This window comes from Parabacteroides sp. PH5-46 (assembly GCF_029892785.1).
GTDB lineage: Bacteria > Bacteroidota > Bacteroidia > Bacteroidales > Tannerellaceae > DFXE01.
In genome coordinates this window covers 42,600-59,738 of sequence record NZ_JARXXA010000005.1, presented here as the reverse complement: position 1 = coordinate 59,738, position 17,139 = coordinate 42,600, and the positions used below count along the sequence as shown (strand labels likewise).

Genomic DNA, 17,139 nt, shown 5'->3' with positions numbered 1-17,139 from the left:
ATTTATTATACAGACTTTTGTCATATATTTGCTGTTGTATTATAACAAGGTTGTTATAAATAATGTGGATATGAGCGTAGTAGAAGAAATAGTCATAAAGATAAATGATGTGCAAGTTGAGTCTGGAAAATCTATTGAATCCTTTGAGCAGGTTGCTAATAGGTTTCTTGACAGTGTTATAAGCTTTCAAAACGAGGTTAGGAATATCTCAAAGCTGGCTAATGACTTGTCTGATTACATATACGAAGGGTTTGATAACGTTGATAAGGATGGCTATTTGCAGTTCAGGGCTAAATTGCAAGACGTCATTAAAAGGTTAAATGCTTCCTATCTGATATTTAGAAAGAACGAAACGGTTTATTCTTCTTCTAAAGAGGTTATCAGGGAGTTCAAATGTAGCATACTTGATTTAACTGAAATAGCTACCGACCTTGAAGTCTCCAAGATTGAACTTGAAAATGATGAAGACTTTAAGTCTTTAGCTAAACAAATAAATGACCTGTAATCGTGTGTACTTACCTATCTACGGAGTCATTTAGAACACAAATATCCAAACTAACCAAGAAAGCAAAAGACGGGTATTCGTCAATAAATGAGGATGTTTGTTCTGTTTTTTCGTCATTAAAACATGAGGACATTGTGCAGCTCAGCACAACAATATGGGAAGAAGAGACCTTCAAGATAAAAAAGATTAGGATTGGAAATTCACACTTGAAATTAAGTAAAAGGGACGGATTCCGACTTTTCTTTTTAGTAAGGAAAGACAGGAAGGAGGTGGTATTCCTTTTTGCCTACCCAAAAAATGGCTGTCATGGACAAATTGATATACCCACAAAAGACAGACTGAATCTTCTAAAGGAATATATCAATACTGCTGGTAGTTTGGTAAAGCATGATATCGCAAACTCTTTAGCCCCTATTTAAACGAAGACAACAATACTTGCACAAATTGATTTGAAGGAGGACATTAAGCTGGAAGAGCAGTGTTAAGCTATCAGTTCTTTCATTATCTCCTCGATTCGTAGTATAGCCATATTACATACTATTCATTTCCCTTGATTTTTTTTACTATTTTTTCAAGCTCCTCTAACGTATTCGCCTTATAAAACTCTCCTTTGTGGTTTATAAGGGCTGTTAATTCATCCTTTGAAGTTGAATCTGTAAACAACTCCCATAATTCAACATTTAGAGCAGATGCAATTTTTTCAAGGGTTTCAAGATTAGGCTTTCCATTTATAGCCCTACTCAAACTCTCTCTCTTTATATCCATTCTATCGGCAATCTCTCCTATCGTAATGCCCTTGATTTTAGCAATCTCTTTTATTCTTAATGGCATATTATTGTGATATTATATGTTACTATGCAAAAATATAGATTGTGACCTTATTTGTTACATTGAAAAGTATTAATTAACGTTAAATATCAAATTTAATATCATAACAGTATTGCGTATTTGATATTATTCGTTACATTTGCATCATAAGAGTAACAATTAATATCACAAAGCAATGAAAACAAAATACAACAAAAGCGAGATAATGAAGAAAGCCTGGGCGATCCATAGAAGCAAATGGCAATACGCTTCAAATTTCTCAATGTGTCTGAAAAGAGCTTGGGATATTGCAAAGGAATCTATTGAGTACGAAGCTAAACAAGCTGCTGCTAAGGAATGGGAAAACCGCCCGAAAGTAAAAGTTGAATTGACGAAAGAACAAAAGGAAGCCTGCTATCAAGCAAAGTTAGCGTTCATGGCAAGCCTTTATTCCACCGGAGTTTATTCAGGAGATTAATTATAGCGTCACTCTTGCTACAGTGGTAGTCTTTGACGTGCGCAATAGCCGGTAGCCTTTCTGGCCAGAGGTAGACCAATACCGCGCACAGCATGGGTGATACAAACGATAAAAACAACGAGAGAATATTTAGGAAGTTAAATCTTATTATCTGATTTGGGCATGCAAACAAAGAACGTAGTTAATCTTCATTTACAAATGCTAATTATTAGAAAATAACATGATAAAAATGTGTTAAATGGCAAATATGTGAATTATGCTCATTTTGACCTTTAACAACGTTAACAATTTGATTTTTATATGACTAAACTATTAATTACACTTGCATCAGAAATAACAAATCGGGAGTGTGGCAACCACCGAAGAGAAGAAATTTAGAAAGGCATTGGGTTTAGATGTAGGTTGCCACCTTAGGACATCAAAAACCCTTTGCCTTTCGCCTTTAAAAAACAAATCCGCAATAGGTTCTTCTTGGCAGTCGACCTAAAGCGGATACAAATACAGTACAAATATGGCAAAGAAAAATGAGATTAGAAAGTATGACGCCAATATTTTAAGCAATATTGGAAAAGAAGGCGAAATGTTAAGCCTTACCGACCTGTGGAAAGCGGCAGGGAGTGTTGAGTCTAAAGCCCCTAAGCATTGGTTGGGAAATGAACAGACAAAAGGATTCATCCATGCCCTGTCGAAGTTTTTAAAGGTAACCGACAGTTACCTTATAAAAATAAAACGTGGAAAATCAGGTGGTTCTTACGGACACAAACAAATAGCGTTGGAATATGCGCAATATCTTGATCAAGATTTAGGTGTCCTCGTCAACGAAGTATTCTTCCAGCGCATAGAGGAAGAGAATAACCCCGACCTCGCTATTGACAGAGGTATAAGAGGATACAAAAGACAGGGACGAACAGATAAATGGATAGCAAAACGCCTGGAAGGAAAGGGTATTAGAAATACTTTCACATCAATACTGGCCGCTCACGGATGCGGAAAAGAAGGCTATCGTAATTGTACAAATGCAATCTACCAACCTTTATTTGGCGGGACAAGCAACGTTGTAAGGCAAAAATATGGTATTGAAAAAAGTAAAAGCATCCGTGACAACCTCCCTATGCTTGAATTGCAGGCAATTAGTTTTTCTGAGGCGTTGGCATCTGATGACATTGAAAAGAATGATCGCCATGGAGATGCTCAATGTGAGGTTTCCGCGCGGAATGCGGCGAATGTCGTTAAGGATGCTTTGATGAAATATAAGAGAATTTCAATTTAATAAATTCAATCAACCATTGTATTAATATTTTTTTTAAAACTGATTTTCTTGGAAGCAAACAACAATTCGCAGACTGGATAAAGGAGCGAATCAAGAAGTATGGGTTTATTGAAGGACAGGACTACGTCTCGCTTCATAAAATTATGAAACGAGAAATTGGAGCGACGACCCAGATAGAATACGAAATTACTATTGACATGGCAAAAGAATTATCTATGGTCGAAGGAAGCTCTAAGGGGAAACAGGCTCGTCGTTACTTTATTGCCTGCGAGAAAGCGCTTAAGCAGATTTTTAACAATCAACTACGCCAAGCACAGGAAAGCGCGCAGAGGCGTTTTATCAAATCGAATCGCATTCGAGAAATAGACGCTACCCTGAGCAGTCTTCTAAAAGAGCGGAAAGAACTGGTTAAAGACATAAATTTCATCGACCGCATGGACTTCCGTCAGCTAAGCCTTGAATTTGTAGACAAAGGAGAAGCGCTTTCGTTCGGTTTTCCGAATAACAAGCGTCGACTGAAGCTTTCTTAATCCGAAAACATATAACTAAAGATTATGAGATCGTTGAATTATTTATTAACAGGAAAAGAGGCTCAAGCTTTAGACGGCACCGAACCTCTCTTCTGAATTACAAATCCGCAATAGGCATTAATCTTTGGACGGATTACCTAAAGCGGATACAAATACAGTACAAATATATGAAAACAAATCAGGTTTTAACAAGAAAAATGGGCGAATTTGATGTTTTGCAAAGAACATCAGACGGAATGTTCAATGCCACGACATTACTAAAGCAATGGAATAATTTTAGCGGGCAACAAAAAGAGATAACCAAATTCTTTGATAATGATTCCACGAAAGAGTTTATAAAAGCCTTAATATCAGAGGAAAATTTACATACGCAAAATTCCGCCTATGTAAAATCAAGAGCATCAAGAGGCTCAAATGCTGGCACTTGGATGCACCCATTATTATTCATTGACTTCGCCATGTGGCTTAATCCAACATTCAAAGTAAAAGTACTTCGCTTCGTTTACGACCAACTAATACTATTCCGAAATGAAGCTGGAGACGCTTACAAAGAAATGTCCGGTGCTATCGCTACGCTTGTCGAAAAGAACATGACAGCCGAATCAATAAAAAGAGTAGCAAGGGCTGTCAACTACATTGTTTACAATCTGCATGAATCAGACATACGCAATAAGCAGGCTGACGAAGCAAAGATGAAGGAACTTTTTGAACTTGAAAGAAGGATCGCCCAGCTTGTTGGAGATGGGTTTATTAAATCTTACGACCACCTGATAGATTACCTAAGGACTTTATGGCAAAAGAAGTGGCAGCCTAAAGAGCTGATCGCTTAATATTTTTTTAAAAACTGATTTTCAGTCACGGGGAAACCTATGTCAACTTTTTCGGAATTAGCACAAAAACAATCATATAAATTTAAAAATTATGGCAACAAGAAAGCAAATCGGTTTTGTAAATACAAACAACAAACTGGCAAAAGTAGAAGAAGTAAAAACAAGCGAGTTTTTATTCCCAGAATCGGCGATGGACAATCCTTATCTTCAATCTATATTCAAGGCGGTAGCTGAATACCTGGAAGAAGAACTCATAGGTAATGCGTTCCCTGAATTTAGACTTAAGGCGAAAATTGAAGCGGCGAGAGTTTTGTTTGAGGATGAAAAGAAAGAATTACATAGAACTCCTCATGCTATTGCGGCTGCAAACAGGTTATTGATGGGTATAAAATAATCCATACGAATCTACGGACGCAAACTTCCACAATAGGCATCCGTATTTCCTCGCTCCCCTGTGAAGGTCGGCGGGGAAAACTTTTACTACATCCGCCAAAAACTAACCGCAAAACCATCAAAACCAAAACACACCTCCGGTAGCTTTGCAATATAAACGGACTAAGCTCATATAGAAAGTTTTCGACATGTAGAAAACTAAACTGGAATAAAAATATATGATAATCTTCGTCTCGATAGCTTTGTAAAAAAAAACATGATAGTGAATTCAAAATTTAGCAGCTTGTATCTTGGAAGAAAAGAGTACTGGAAGACGCCATTCGAACAAGATGTTTGTTATATACAAAAATTCGCTATAAATGAAGAGATCCGTATTCAATTCAAAGGGTTATCGTCTAATTTCTCGGCTAAATATATAAACTATGATGGTATAGAAACTATAGTAAATGTAGAATTGATATATATAATGCCTGGGAATGATAGCGAAAGAATATATGAAGTGGTTTTTTCGATTAATAAGGAAGGATTATACATATTTACGCTTACAAACGGATACGAAGAAGCGTCTACTGAATTATTCATTCTCAAAAAAGAGGAATTAGAAAATACTGTTCTTATAAGTTACACACATAGGCACAACGAGTATAATACATTTTTTTACGGAAACAACGGAGATAGAAAGATATTTAATTTCAGAGTAGATGGAGGATTTTATCCGGGTGATAAAAAACAAGCAGTAGATAACGAAATGTTCAGAGACCAGCGATACTATCCGCATCAATTATCCTCTAATGCATATGAGATATCCATATTAACTATTGGAACAAAACAAGGAGTTCCAGTATGGGTGGGGAATAAAATAAATCACATATTTAATTTATCAGATATCGCAATAGATGGGGTAGAGACTGTGAGAAGCGAGGCTTCAATCCCCACCATAGAACACATTGCAGACTATTATCCATTATATGTATTCAAGTTTGATGTTGAACAGCCAGATGAAGACAGAATATATTCAAGTAAATCATATCGTGTTTTTGATACAACTTATGATAATACATTTAATTAAATAAAAATAGAATGGCTAATTTTAATGAACTATTATCTCGAGCTGTAACTATAATGAACGAGATGTCGAGAGAAATGAATACGTCGACACGCGTAGGAAGTCTGTTTAGAGATATTGTATACTATTTGCAAAACATACTATTAGGAATAATTCTTAAAGGAGAGAAGGGCAGCTTGTATTACATCAAGATAATTGAAAATCCATCAAGGGGAGACACCTGGAAGGCTATTGATACTGGGAGCTACTGGACATTTGATGGAACATCATGGAATGATATTGGATCTATAATTCCTACAGATGTAGTATCTAAGGATGAAATAGTTCAATTAGGTCGCGATTTGAATGATATTGAAACCACCTTTGAGAATGGGAATAATATTTTACGAAGAAAATATTGCATTGATGGCAAATATATTAATCCATCTGGCATATTAGCGGATAACGCATCACAAGGCTGTGTTTATATGTTTCCTGTTAAAGCAAATCAAAAATATATTATCTCACGAATAGGACAGGCTTACAGAGTAGGTTTATACGATTCAAACAAAAACTTCATTTCATTTATTACTGCAATAAATTCCGGCGGCTCAAATTATGGAAGCTGGGTATCCTTCAAAACGACATCTAATACAGTCTATATCTCTTCCAATTATATTCTTCCAATGCCTGATGATTTATGCATTGAAGAAGTAGCAGACACCCAAACTACACCATCTGATAAGGTAGTTTCTTTTTATGTTAAAAACGACAATATAAAAAAGGAATCGGAATTAAAACGCACTAATTTACCTATCCAGGCTGATGTTGTGTTTAACGCAGTTGAAAGAATTAAAACACCATCGACCGTGGTTGATTTAACGCCTGATGTTGGTAAAGTATTTGAAGGCACTACCCAAATAGATGCTACTGGATTTACATCAATAAAGATAGCTTATAATGATGAAAGTTTACTATATAGCGGCTGTATGCGAGGTGCAAATCACTACGCCGCTATATTCCTTGATGCGAATGAGACTATTCTTGGAAATCAACATGCAGGTAAGAATGGTGTAAATGATATAATTAGTCGAGAACTAATTGTTGCACCAATAGGTACTAAATATATTTGCTTTAGTTCTTACGACTCTGTTAATCCACTACAAATTGAATCAGCAATAATAAATAGTCTTGCTTCTCAAGAATTAGCATTGAAATCTATACCTTCTAACGAAAGCGTATTTCACTCACTTACCACATTTGGCAAGAATTTATGGATAAAAGACTTCATTATTGATTTAGTATTGATCACATCTGACGGCAAACCAGTAGCTGATAGGCTTGCGATTGGAAGCGTAAATATAAATGTTGGAGGCAATACCGTAATTACAGTCTGTAAGGTAACTGATATTAATGCCCTTGTCAGTTCCGCGAGTGCTAATCAAGTATGTTATATTCTTAAATCAAACTGGCAAAAGCCGGAAACAGTTAGAGGTAGAGCGTTGGAAACCCTATCATTTACAGAACGGGACGGAAGTGGTGTTACAGGCTACATAACTGTAGATTGGAATGCCGTTCCAGATAAACTTACAACTAATTCAAATTATAATACATTTTACGGATTTGACACCCTACTGTCTGATAAAGTATTTAAATCTCCTGCTGATGCTAAACCGTCCGGGTATTCCGATACAGTGTTTCAATTGGAAGGGATAAATTGTAGACTGATTACATCAAATGGATTTCAAACTGACAATACACCTGACTGGTTGTTTATTCTCATTCTTGGAAATAGTTCTAATGTTACAAATAACGGTGCTATGCCGACAGCAAGTGCCTTACAATGGTTTCGAGAACATCGTATTACTTTGGCTTCGATTCAGATTCAGGATTCTTATCAAGAACCTTTTGCCGGAAATACCGGTTGGGGCAATGGTGAAACTGTTACAAGGGTGATAAAACTCTATAATTACCTACAATCTACTTATAACTTACATCAATCTGTGATATTGTCGGGTGCAAGTATGGGAGGGCTTACAATGGGGCAACTATTATATAGGAAGCCATTCCCAATAGTATTTGGTCTTGGCGTTGGTCCAGTCCCCGGTATTGAAATAATTTGGAATAATTCACCTGCACGAAGAGCAATAATTCGCAATTCTTACGGGATGGCTGCTGACGGCTCGGATGATGCTAATTTACTTGAATACATTAAAGGGAATGATTGGTATAAGATGGGAATGCTCACAATAGGAGATGATAAAGTGAAAGTCGGATTTCCTAATACTTATATGTATTACGGGTCTGACAATACGTTTCGGGCGGAATTTGGCGGTGTCGCTCAATACGAAGAGATTGCAAACGCCCTGTTGAATGCAGGGGTTTATACTATCGTAAAACAAGTCGGGGTTACCGACACGGATGGACATGCAACAACTCTCATATATCAACAGGCTATTGATGATGGCGTATTTAATGCAGAATTGGGAATTAGCTAAATTTGGGAACGATTTGAAGTTTTTTGAAAAGATAAATCAATATGTGGGACTTAATAAAGATAACAGTAGCCGGAATGATAGGAAGCATAATCAACTATCTACAACCTGTATATAACCCGATCATAGTTTTAGGATATATGTTCGTGCTTGATATCTTCTTCGGGATACTGACCGACATAATCCGAAACAACGACCGCCTGAGGTTAAGGAAGCTGCTATTATCTGTCGCATTCCTTGCGCTCTATCTCCTTATAATAGCGAGCGCATTCTTTATAGGGGAAAGAATGGACGACCTTGATGAAGCGCTGTATATCGTGAAGGTACTGACATACGTATTTATCTACTTCTACACAAGCAATATCCTTCGCAACCTACACGAGCTTGCACCGGGAAACAATATCATAGCTTTTCTTGATTACTTCCTCGGACTACAGATGATTAAGAAGCTTCCGGAAGTAGCAGAATATTTAGGAATCACCAAAAAAAATAAAAATGAAAACAATGTTTTATAACAGCAGGATCGCAAAGATTCTTCTACCTAAAAGCAAAACAGCTATAATGCTGCTCGGAGCTGTCTTTTTCAAAAAGAAAGAAGGCGAAGTGTCCGGAAGGATGAAACGGCATGAAAAAATACACCAGTTTCAATATTTAGATTGCTTTTTCGTAAGCCTTATCCCGGCTGTTTATCTTACAATCATGTACGGAATAGGCTGGCTATTGCTACCGTCCTCGCTATTCTATGTTATGTATCTACTTGAATACATCGTATCCACTATTATACGTGCGCTTACAGGAAAGAAAGAATGGAACGGGGCATATTACACTAACGCTATGGAGATGCAGGCATACGACCTCGAAAGCGGCGGGAAAGAGTACGAACACCTGGGATGGTTCAGTTATTACGGGAAGATATAACAAAAAAATAGAGAATAATGTCTACAAAAGGAATACCAAGGGGATTCAGGAATTGCAATCCGGGAAACATACGGATAAACAGCGATAAGTTTATTGGCGAAATAGTCCCGTCTCAAGATACGTCATTCAAGCAATTCGAGAACATGGCTTACGGATACCGGGCTATGTTCCGGATCCTAAAGAACTATATAAACAACTACAAGCTCGATACGATTGACAAGATCATAAGCCGCTGGGCTCCGGCAAACGAGAACCATACGGATGTCTACATAAAAACAGTAAGTGCAAAAACGGGTCTGGACGCTTATCAGAAGATATCATTCAGTCGGGATGTCATGTGTAATATTGTCTATGCTATGGCATTTGTGGAGAATGGAAGAGAGCCTGATATGGCTGATATTTATGCCGGGTGGAATCTTTTATAGCACGTTAATAAAAAAACTATCAGATGAAACAAATTATAATACTAGCTGCTATTTTTGTCGCTCTAGCAATAGGATGCAAGACAAAGACCGTGTATGTACCGGTAGAGAGGGTAACAACCGAAACCGTTACTGTAAAGGATACCATCGTAGAAACGAAACTGGAACTTATTAGAGACTCTGTTTCTGTTCCTGACTCTATGTCTTACCTTGCTAACAAATACGCCTACAGTTGGGCTGAAATAAAGGAAGGGCGGCTTAATCATAGCTTATCTATGCTTCCGGTCTTAATCCCGGTTGAAATACAATACATCGAACGACACAGAATAGACAGTATTCCGGCTCCTTATCCGGTAGAAGTTATTAAAAAGGTAGAAAAAGAACTATCCTGGTGGCAGTCTGCGAGGATAAGAATAGGAGAAATTTCACTTGTTTTATTGATTATAGGATTAGGTTATCTTGGATTTAGGTTTTTGAAACAATAACTTTTTGTCCATGATTTTTATGGTTAGTCTTAGCCGCCTTGCTTGGGAAAGTGGGGCGGTTTTGTTTTATTTGACGGTTATTTGACGAAAATAGAATCAAAATAAATCCACAGTTGCTTTATAAGTCACAGCTAACCACTACCTTTGCACCATAAAAACGTAACTTTATGTTAAGGGATTGGTTATATTCGCCTGGATCGTGAGATTCGGGCGAATTTATTTTGTCATAAATGTTAAATATTTCATTTCCAGTAAAAATAATTGTTCAAACACTTGCATAGTTGTAATATTACAACTATCTTTACTGTGTCAATTAAAAACAAATAGTTCTTTACATCATGAAAATCTGGAAAGTTAGAGAGATAATCAATCTTATTGAATCGGATGGATGGTTTCTCTCAAAAACAAGGGGTGATCATCGACAATTCAAACACCCGACAAAAAAAGGGAAAGTAACCGTTCCCGGGAAACTAAGTGATGATTTAGACCCAAATACGGCAAAAAGTATTTTAAAACAGGCGGGGCTTAAATAAGCCCTGCCAAAACAAAACGAATATGGAAAAGGTAGTAGTTACAGTAGGAATGACAGAGAAAAATTATTCTGCACATGTCAATGTTGGTGATGGAATTGCAGTTGCTACAGGAAAAACATTTGAGGAGCTTAAAGATCAAATGGCGGAAGCTGTATGTTTTCATCTGGAAGGAATGCGTGAAGATGGTGACGAAATACCGGAAGTTTTTAATTCAGAACACGAATTAGTATATCATTTCGACCCGGAAAGTTTGTTAAGGCATTATAGTGGTATATTTACAAATGCAGCCATAGAGAGACTTACGGGAATTAATCAAAGGCAAATACAACGCTACGCCTCCGGTATAAGCAAGCCAAGAGAATCACAGGCGAAAAAGATTGAGCAGGCCTTGCATGATTTAGGGAAAGAATTATTGGCTGTAGAACTATAAGTTTTTAATTGACATTTGAACTTTTTACAGCTTGCCCCTGGTCTTTGGACTGGGGGCTTTTTATAATAGCTTCCTCATATCATCAATAACTTTCTGGTATCATGTCTTTTTCTCAAGCAAAATAGACATGTCTTTTATTACGGTTTTTCCTAACAATCTCGCATAATGGGCTGTCATTTTTATGCTACTATGCCCCATAGCCCGGCTGACGGTTTCTATTGGTATTCCCTTATTCAGCAAATAGGTGGCATAGGTATGCCTTGCAACGTGCGATGTGATGGTTTTAGCTATCCCTGCGCCAACTCCGAGTAGTTTTAAGTAGTCGTTATACTTTTGATTGCTTAATTTCGGAAGTACGTAGTCATATTTCTCTGCGATCTGTTCTGCCTCCGGAAGGAATAGGGAGATAAAGGATTCATCCGTCTTATGCCGGTTAGACCTGATTATCTTATACCCGTCCATTTCTGATATCATTGATTTGTCAAAATTCGACAGGTCTACGAATGCGAGGCCGGTGAGCATCTGGAATAAAAAAAGATCCTTCACATAGCTTAGTTTTTCATTTACAGGCTCCCAGTTCTTTATTTTTTGCATTTCTTCCTCTGTTAAAAAAGTAGGATCCTTGCTTTTTTTAGACGGCATCTTGAAATTGTTGTACGGATTAGTTGTGATTAACCCTTTGTTTAAAGCAAGCTGAACGTAATGCTTAAGGTTGGAATGCCTTTTATTCAATGTAGAGGACGCCTTTATGGTCTTCCTGAGGAAAGCATCAAAATCGTGTATATTTTCAAATGTTAAATCCTGGAATGTCTTTATTTTACCGAAAGCCTCTAGTTGCCTCATTAAAACCTTGTGGTGTTTTGCTGTATCTAAGGTAATGTCCTTTTTTAACAGCTCCGATCTGATAAATTCTATAAGAGAATAGGTACTTGCCTTTTCAACATTCCAATTTTTGGCATCCTTTAGTGTTTTGCATTTATCAGATAAGACGAAAGATTCTATTTTCTGAAATATATTTCTGACGTTCGCTGTTACAAGTATTGCATTTTCGTGATTCTTACATGTGAATCCGTTTTTTTCTGAAAATTGGTTTTTGTAAAGATATACTCCTGTAGAAATAAGTATCCGTTCATTTTTGCCAGTCAGCCTTACTTCCACTTGGAGCAAGCCTCTTTTTGTATCATTATTAGATACATTTCTCCTGTCAAATACGTATCGTAATTGAATGTTATCCATGATTTCAGAGTGTTTGATTTTCAAATATAAAGATTTTCGCACTACTTTTCGCACTTGAAGTAGAAATAGTGCGAAAAAACAGCCAAAACAGCCAGAATAGCCAAAATTGCGGATTGGTTAAACCCTGATCAAACCTGCATAAAATAAGAAAACCCGCTATTGAAGCGGGTTTCAACGTGATCAGGTTGGGATTCGAACCCAAGACCCACAGCTTAGAAGGCTGTTGCTCTATCCAACTGAGCTACCCGACCGGCCTTTAATTTCGGTGCAAAGGTAGCGTTTTTATTTTTATATGCAAATAGGTGAGAAAGAAAGTTTCTGCTAAATAAACAGGATATAGATGATGGGGATGAGCAGACCTGCCAGCAGATACCACTTTCCGCTGCCTGCTAACCCTTTCTTTCCTTTGGTGAGGAATAGCCCGGAGATAGCAAGAAAGATGAGGACTATAGAGAATATATCGGCTACAGGAGTCCACCCTTTTACCAGGTTATAATGAAGTTTGTTGATCCAGTAGATAAACGGACGTTTGGTATATGTTTCATACTCTACGGTTCCCAGGGGAAGATTGTATACGCCTATGCCTCCTTCAAAGAAGATTCGTACATGCGCCTCGTCTACCGGCATGACCTTTTTGGCGGGAGGAAGTGTTTCATGCCGGTTCCATTGCTGGGTTAATGCTTCATTATCTAGTTCGGGAGGGAACGAAAGTGTTCCGCTCCGGGTTTTAAAAGCCGGATCTGTTCCGTCCAGATGATTGAGCAGTATACCGGAAATAGCATATACAAGACATAAGCCTACAGCTAGAAAACCAATGTCGCGGTGCAATATTCTTAGCCAGCGGACAAGCCCCTTGCTGTCAATCGACCACTTCATACGTTTCTCCGTTAATATAGTAGATCGCGTAATGATCTTTGTTATGTTCCTTCATCCAGTTGCGCATTTCGCTTACATTGCTCAGTTCGGCTTCGCATTGTTCGGATGTTACTTCTTCCTTATCCAGCTTCTCCTGAGCATCTTTCTCCATATTGTCGATATACTCTTTAGACAAACGGTTTTCTTTCAGAGTACCTTTTACCTTAATGCTTGAACCTATCAGGTTTTTGTCGAAAGCTGTGATCTCTCCGCCGGCTTCTATCCGGATGGACTCTTCTCCGTTTTCGGCAGCAATAAAACACCTTTTACCGGAATGTTTGCATACGTGCGTTACCATACCCTGTATCATGATATCTTTGTCTACTTGCTGTTCGGCTACGGATAGCAACGACTCTACTTCGTAAACGGTACTACCGGCCGTTGAACCACTTTTGTTATTACAGGAAAGGAAGCAGGTTATCAGAATAGTGAAGAATAAAAATTGCTTATACATAACGTTTGGAGTTGTTTTGTTAATAATATCAGATTCACAAATGTATGTATAAAATTCTTTATTAAAAGCAAAATAGCAGGCCTTTTCTGCCTGCTACTTTATTTTTGGTCTATTATTTGAGTAAAAGGTTATTGTTTAATAAGCATAATAGCTGTACCACCTCCTGCGGCCTGCCGGATGTTGAGTTGCATTTGTGAAGTAACTTCCGCTTCTTCGATGCTTACCGGGTACGGGTTTGTTTTGTAATGTGTATCCGGAGCGTCTTTATAGATGATAGCCTTATACTTGGCTCCTTCATCCAGGAAAGAAAGAGGAAGGTTCAGCATTCGCTCTTTCGCATTGGTGATGCTTCCGACAAACCAGTTTTCTGTAGATCTATCTTTGCGGGCGATGGTGACGTATTCGCCTATCTTTGCCTCGGGAACAACAGTCTTGCTCCAATTGCTCGGACAAGAGGTTATGAAGCTGAACTCAGGTCTGTTCTCGTAGTTCTCGATCATATCCGACGCCATTTGTAACGGGCTGAAGATAATGACATTCAGTGCCAGTTGCTTGGCGATGGTAGTCTGCACCCGTGTGTTGGGGAAAACCGGATTGTCAAAGTTGAAAGTTCCCGGAGTAAAGTCCATCGGACCGGCCAATCCCCGCGTAAAGGGGATGATCGTTGTATGTTCCGGCGGGTTTCCTCCGTCCGCAGACCAGGCATCGTATTCCTGTCCGCGAACGCCTTCCTGCGTCATCAGGTTCGGATAGGTACGTTGAAGTCCGGTAGGCATTACCGGTTCATGATTGTCGATCATGATGCGGTATTTAGCGGCTGTTTCTATTACCTTGCGGAAATGGCGAACCCCATACTGGCTGCTATGTCGTTCCTTTTTGTCGAGTAAGGGGTTTACATAGCCCGTTTTTACAACATTTATCCCATATTTCTGATAGAGGGAAAATGCCGAATCCAATTGTGCTTCGTAGTTGATGGTAGCGCCACCGGTTTCGTGATGTCCGATCAGATGCGTATTCTTGATGGTTGCATACTTGGACAGCTCGTCCAGATTGAAGTCGGGGTAGGGCTTGGTAAAGCTGAACTGATCGCCATGCTGGCTCCAACTACCATCCCATCCGTAGTTCCATCCTTCCACCAATACGCCGGAGAATCCGTGCTTAGCAGCAAAGTCAAGATACAACTTGGTGTTTTTAGTAGTAGCACCATGTTTAGGACCTTGCCCCCAAGTGTACTTTTCCATGTGCATGCCCCACCATATACCGATATATCGTCCGGGTTGTATCCAGGAGATATCTTCTATCTCGTTCGGCTCATTTAGGTTCAGCATCAGACGTGATACGATCAGGTCGCCCGGTTTATCTGCCAGTATGATTGTGCGCCAGGGTGTAGAGAAAGGTGCTTTAGCAAATACCTTCTCTCCGGTAGACCAGGGAGTCAGATCTGCTTTTAAGCGGCTTGTCTTACCCATAGGTGTTAGGTTCATAGCGGCATAATCCTTCAGGTTTGCCTCATGGATGCTGATGTACAGGCTATCTCCCAATTCGATGGTGAGAGGGGTACATACCGTATCTAAGCTACTGATGTCTGAAGCCTTGTACAATCCTTCATAATACTCGGTATGATAGGCGGGTATAGACCAGGCTTTCCCTTCTTTTGATACAGCAAATTCCGTCAGCTCATCCAGGATGATGAACTCTGCCAGGTTTTCCTGTTCCGGGAAGTGGTAGCGAAACCCAATACCATCGTCGAATGCTCTGAAGATGACCGACAACTTCCGTTTAAGTCCGTCTTTTTCCTCCAGACAGACTGTCATTTGGTTGTATGTATTATCTGCTGTAAGCTCTTCTCCCCAGGGCTGTTCCCATGTTTCACTGAAAGAGCCGTACTGTACCTCATCCAAACGGAAATTCCTGTCAAAGTTCCCTTCCTTAAAGACAAATCCCAACTGCGATTTGTCTATAATACGGAGGGAGTGCCTGCTGATGCTGTAATAGATTTTTCCATCTTCTATCTCAGCAGACAGTTGTATACTCCCGTCCGGGGAACTGACTATGTAACTCTGCTCTTTGCCACATCCGGCAAATGCGATGAGTAGGAATAGCAGATATACAATATTTAAAAGTTGTTTCATATTACTTATTCATTTGTCAAACTATTGATTAGCTGGGTAGCTTTATCAGTTTGGAGTGATACCAGATAGTAGAAAACCTGCGAGATTTTATCTTTGGTAAGCTGGTCTGTGCCGCTTTTCTTCCTCAGTTCATACAGGGTATGTATCCCTTTTAGGTTTGCTTCGTTATACGGTATCCCGGCAAACTGCTGCAATCCGGTGAGGAAGGTATAGCCAAACTCCTGTGTGGGTTCTATCATCGTACCTTCGCCAAAGTCGTTCCAGGTGATCAGTTGCAGGTAATCCATGTTTTCGGTTTTAGCCATGTCGAGCAACCGTTTGAATAAGGCTCCGCTTTCATGGTTGATAGGGCTTAGCGGGTCGCTACCCCAGCCGCCTTCATCATAGAAGGCGTTAAAGCCGGGGTACGCTCCACCGATAAACACGTCAAAACTATTCTTACTAGCATATTTTTTCTCCATAGAAGTTGCGTCTACCCAGATGTATTCGCCTGCTGCATTTTTATCTGTTGCATTGTTGCTTGCTCCCGAGTGGGCATACAGGGTAAGGAATGTCGGCTTAGTCTTCAGGATACTGAAAACGGATGTCCATTCAGCCGGAGTCTTTAGCTCCTGTGGTCCAAAGACGAGTAACAAAGGTTTACCGTCTACCCGGATGTAGTTGCTTTTGCCAAAGAAATTTGTCTCCAGATACTGCATATCTGCTTTAGCCTGTGATACTTTTCCGTTGGCATCAAGCCCTTCCCGCAGTGTCTGGTCTTCGTAAACGATGGCAAAACCCAGTCCTACCTTATCCAGAGCCTTCACCAAGGCTTCTGTGTTTCGTTTGTTGGCCGGATAGTCCCATAAGTCGCGTACTCCGTACCAGTCGATCAGCAAACCGTCTATCCCTGCATATTTTATCAATAACAGATGATACTCGATTACGTGCGGGTCGCCGGATGCGTAAGGGCCAATCAGCGGATAATAATGAGCGGCAATTTCCCGCTTTCCGTTACTGTCTATATTGTCGGGGTTTTTGTTACCCATCGTCCAGTGTTGTCCCCAACTGCCTTGGTTGCTTTCTTTGGTTTCAAACCAAGGCATGTAATGGACATACAGCTTCATCGGGTTGCTTTTACTCACAGCTTTCGGGTCGAACTCCTGTAAGACGAACTCCTCTTCTCCTTTACCCGGATCGTCGTCTTTGTCTCCATCTCCGCAGGATATGGAAAGTAGGAGGAAAAGCAAACCCAACAGATATAGCAATACAGTTTTCATTG

At 39.3% G+C, this 17,139-nt stretch carries 20 protein-coding genes and 1 tRNA gene; 14 read left to right on the top strand and 7 right to left on the bottom strand.

Translation table 11 applies throughout. From position 1 onward, the window contains the following. Positions 1–70 precede the first annotated feature (70 nt). Complete coding sequence (locus M2470_RS06555) at positions 71–505, top strand: hypothetical protein (protein WP_280744246.1); 435 nt, start codon at positions 71–73, stop codon at positions 503–505. A 537-nt stretch (positions 506–1,042) separates the two neighbouring features. Here M2470_RS06555 and M2470_RS06550 read toward each other — a convergent pair. Further along, positions 1,043–1,336: a helix-turn-helix transcriptional regulator gene (locus M2470_RS06550; RefSeq protein ID WP_280744245.1), complete on the bottom strand. Its 294-nt coding sequence runs from the start codon at positions 1,334–1,336 to the stop codon at positions 1,043–1,045. A 172-nt stretch (positions 1,337–1,508) separates the two neighbouring features. Between M2470_RS06550 and M2470_RS06545 the strand changes: the two genes are divergently transcribed. The 13 genes from M2470_RS06545 to M2470_RS06485 all read left to right on the top strand — a co-directional run bounded on the left by M2470_RS06545 (position 1,509) and on the right by M2470_RS06485 (position 11,141). Next, on the top strand, positions 1,509–1,790 hold the full coding sequence (locus M2470_RS06545) for a hypothetical protein (RefSeq protein ID WP_280744244.1): 282 nt from the start codon (positions 1,509–1,511) through the stop codon (positions 1,788–1,790). Between the two features lie 511 nt (positions 1,791–2,301). After that, complete coding sequence (locus M2470_RS06540; RefSeq protein ID WP_280744243.1) at positions 2,302–3,060, top strand: KilA-N domain-containing protein; 759 nt, start codon at positions 2,302–2,304, stop codon at positions 3,058–3,060. Then, the gene (locus M2470_RS06535) at positions 3,060–3,590 is read left to right on the top strand and encodes an antA/AntB antirepressor family protein (protein ID WP_348524616.1); all 531 of its coding nucleotides are present in this window, start codon (positions 3,060–3,062) and stop codon (positions 3,588–3,590) included. The genes M2470_RS06540 and M2470_RS06535 overlap by 1 nt, the downstream gene beginning before the upstream one ends. A 167-nt stretch (positions 3,591–3,757) precedes the next feature. After that, positions 3,758–4,420 (top strand): KilA-N domain-containing protein, encoded by a 663-nt coding sequence (locus tag M2470_RS06530; RefSeq protein WP_280744242.1) that lies wholly within the window; start codon positions 3,758–3,760, stop codon positions 4,418–4,420. 91 nt (positions 4,421–4,511) lie between these two features. Continuing rightward, on the top strand, positions 4,512–4,814 hold the full coding sequence (locus M2470_RS06525; protein ID WP_280744241.1) for a hypothetical protein: 303 nt from the start codon (positions 4,512–4,514) through the stop codon (positions 4,812–4,814). 255 nt (positions 4,815–5,069) lie between these two features. Then, positions 5,070–5,882, top strand: coding sequence for a hypothetical protein (locus M2470_RS06520; protein ID WP_280744240.1), 813 nt, complete (start codon positions 5,070–5,072; stop codon positions 5,880–5,882). Positions 5,883–5,893: 11 nt separating this feature from the next. Next, the gene (locus M2470_RS06515; protein WP_280744239.1) at positions 5,894–8,356 is read left to right on the top strand and encodes a hypothetical protein; all 2,463 of its coding nucleotides are present in this window, start codon (positions 5,894–5,896) and stop codon (positions 8,354–8,356) included. 41 nt (positions 8,357–8,397) lie between these two features. After that, positions 8,398–8,868 carry a hypothetical protein gene (locus tag M2470_RS06510; RefSeq protein WP_280744238.1) on the top strand — a complete coding sequence of 157 codons (471 nt, stop codon included), beginning with the start codon at positions 8,398–8,400 and terminating at the stop codon, positions 8,866–8,868. Next, complete coding sequence (locus M2470_RS06505) at positions 8,849–9,271, top strand: hypothetical protein (protein WP_280744237.1); 423 nt, start codon at positions 8,849–8,851, stop codon at positions 9,269–9,271. Before M2470_RS06510 ends, M2470_RS06505 begins: the two co-directional genes overlap by 20 nt. A 17-nt stretch (positions 9,272–9,288) precedes the next feature. Continuing rightward, the gene (locus M2470_RS06500) at positions 9,289–9,696 is read left to right on the top strand and encodes a structural protein P5 (protein ID WP_280744236.1); all 408 of its coding nucleotides are present in this window, start codon (positions 9,289–9,291) and stop codon (positions 9,694–9,696) included. Positions 9,697–9,719: 23 nt separating this feature from the next. Continuing rightward, a complete protein-coding gene (locus M2470_RS06495) occupies positions 9,720–10,178 on the top strand; it encodes a hypothetical protein (protein ID WP_280744235.1) in 459 nt (152 codons plus the stop codon). A gap of 338 nt (positions 10,179–10,516) precedes the next feature. Further along, positions 10,517–10,711 carry a type II toxin-antitoxin system HicA family toxin gene (locus M2470_RS06490; RefSeq protein ID WP_280744234.1) on the top strand — a complete coding sequence of 65 codons (195 nt, stop codon included), beginning with the start codon at positions 10,517–10,519 and terminating at the stop codon, positions 10,709–10,711. Between the two features lie 22 nt (positions 10,712–10,733). After that, entirely contained in the window at positions 10,734–11,141 is a 408-nt protein-coding gene (locus tag M2470_RS06485) for a type II toxin-antitoxin system HicB family antitoxin (RefSeq protein ID WP_280744233.1), read from the top strand. Between the two features lie 99 nt (positions 11,142–11,240). Here M2470_RS06485 and M2470_RS06480 read toward each other — a convergent pair whose 3' ends face one another. From M2470_RS06480 to M2470_RS06455, 6 genes are all read right to left on the bottom strand, one after another. Continuing rightward, the gene (locus tag M2470_RS06480) at positions 11,241–12,377 is read right to left on the bottom strand and encodes a site-specific integrase (RefSeq protein WP_280744232.1); all 1,137 of its coding nucleotides are present in this window, start codon (positions 12,375–12,377) and stop codon (positions 11,241–11,243) included. Between the two features lie 177 nt (positions 12,378–12,554). Then, positions 12,555–12,628: transfer RNA gene (locus M2470_RS06475), tRNA-Arg, on the bottom strand. A gap of 70 nt (positions 12,629–12,698) precedes the next feature. Then, complete coding sequence (locus M2470_RS06470) at positions 12,699–13,253, bottom strand: PepSY-associated TM helix domain-containing protein (RefSeq protein ID WP_280744231.1); 555 nt, start codon at positions 13,251–13,253, stop codon at positions 12,699–12,701. Beyond that, complete coding sequence (locus tag M2470_RS06465; RefSeq protein WP_280744230.1) at positions 13,237–13,746, bottom strand: hypothetical protein; 510 nt, start codon at positions 13,744–13,746, stop codon at positions 13,237–13,239. The genes M2470_RS06470 and M2470_RS06465 overlap by 17 nt, the downstream gene beginning before the upstream one ends. A gap of 128 nt (positions 13,747–13,874) precedes the next feature. Beyond that, entirely contained in the window at positions 13,875–15,878 is a 2,004-nt protein-coding gene (locus M2470_RS06460; RefSeq protein WP_280744229.1) for a glycoside hydrolase family 97 protein, read from the bottom strand. 5 nt (positions 15,879–15,883) lie between these two features. Continuing rightward, a complete protein-coding gene (locus M2470_RS06455; protein ID WP_280744228.1) occupies positions 15,884–17,137 on the bottom strand; it encodes a glycoside hydrolase family 71/99-like protein in 1,254 nt (417 codons plus the stop codon). Positions 17,138–17,139: the final 2 nt, after the last annotated feature.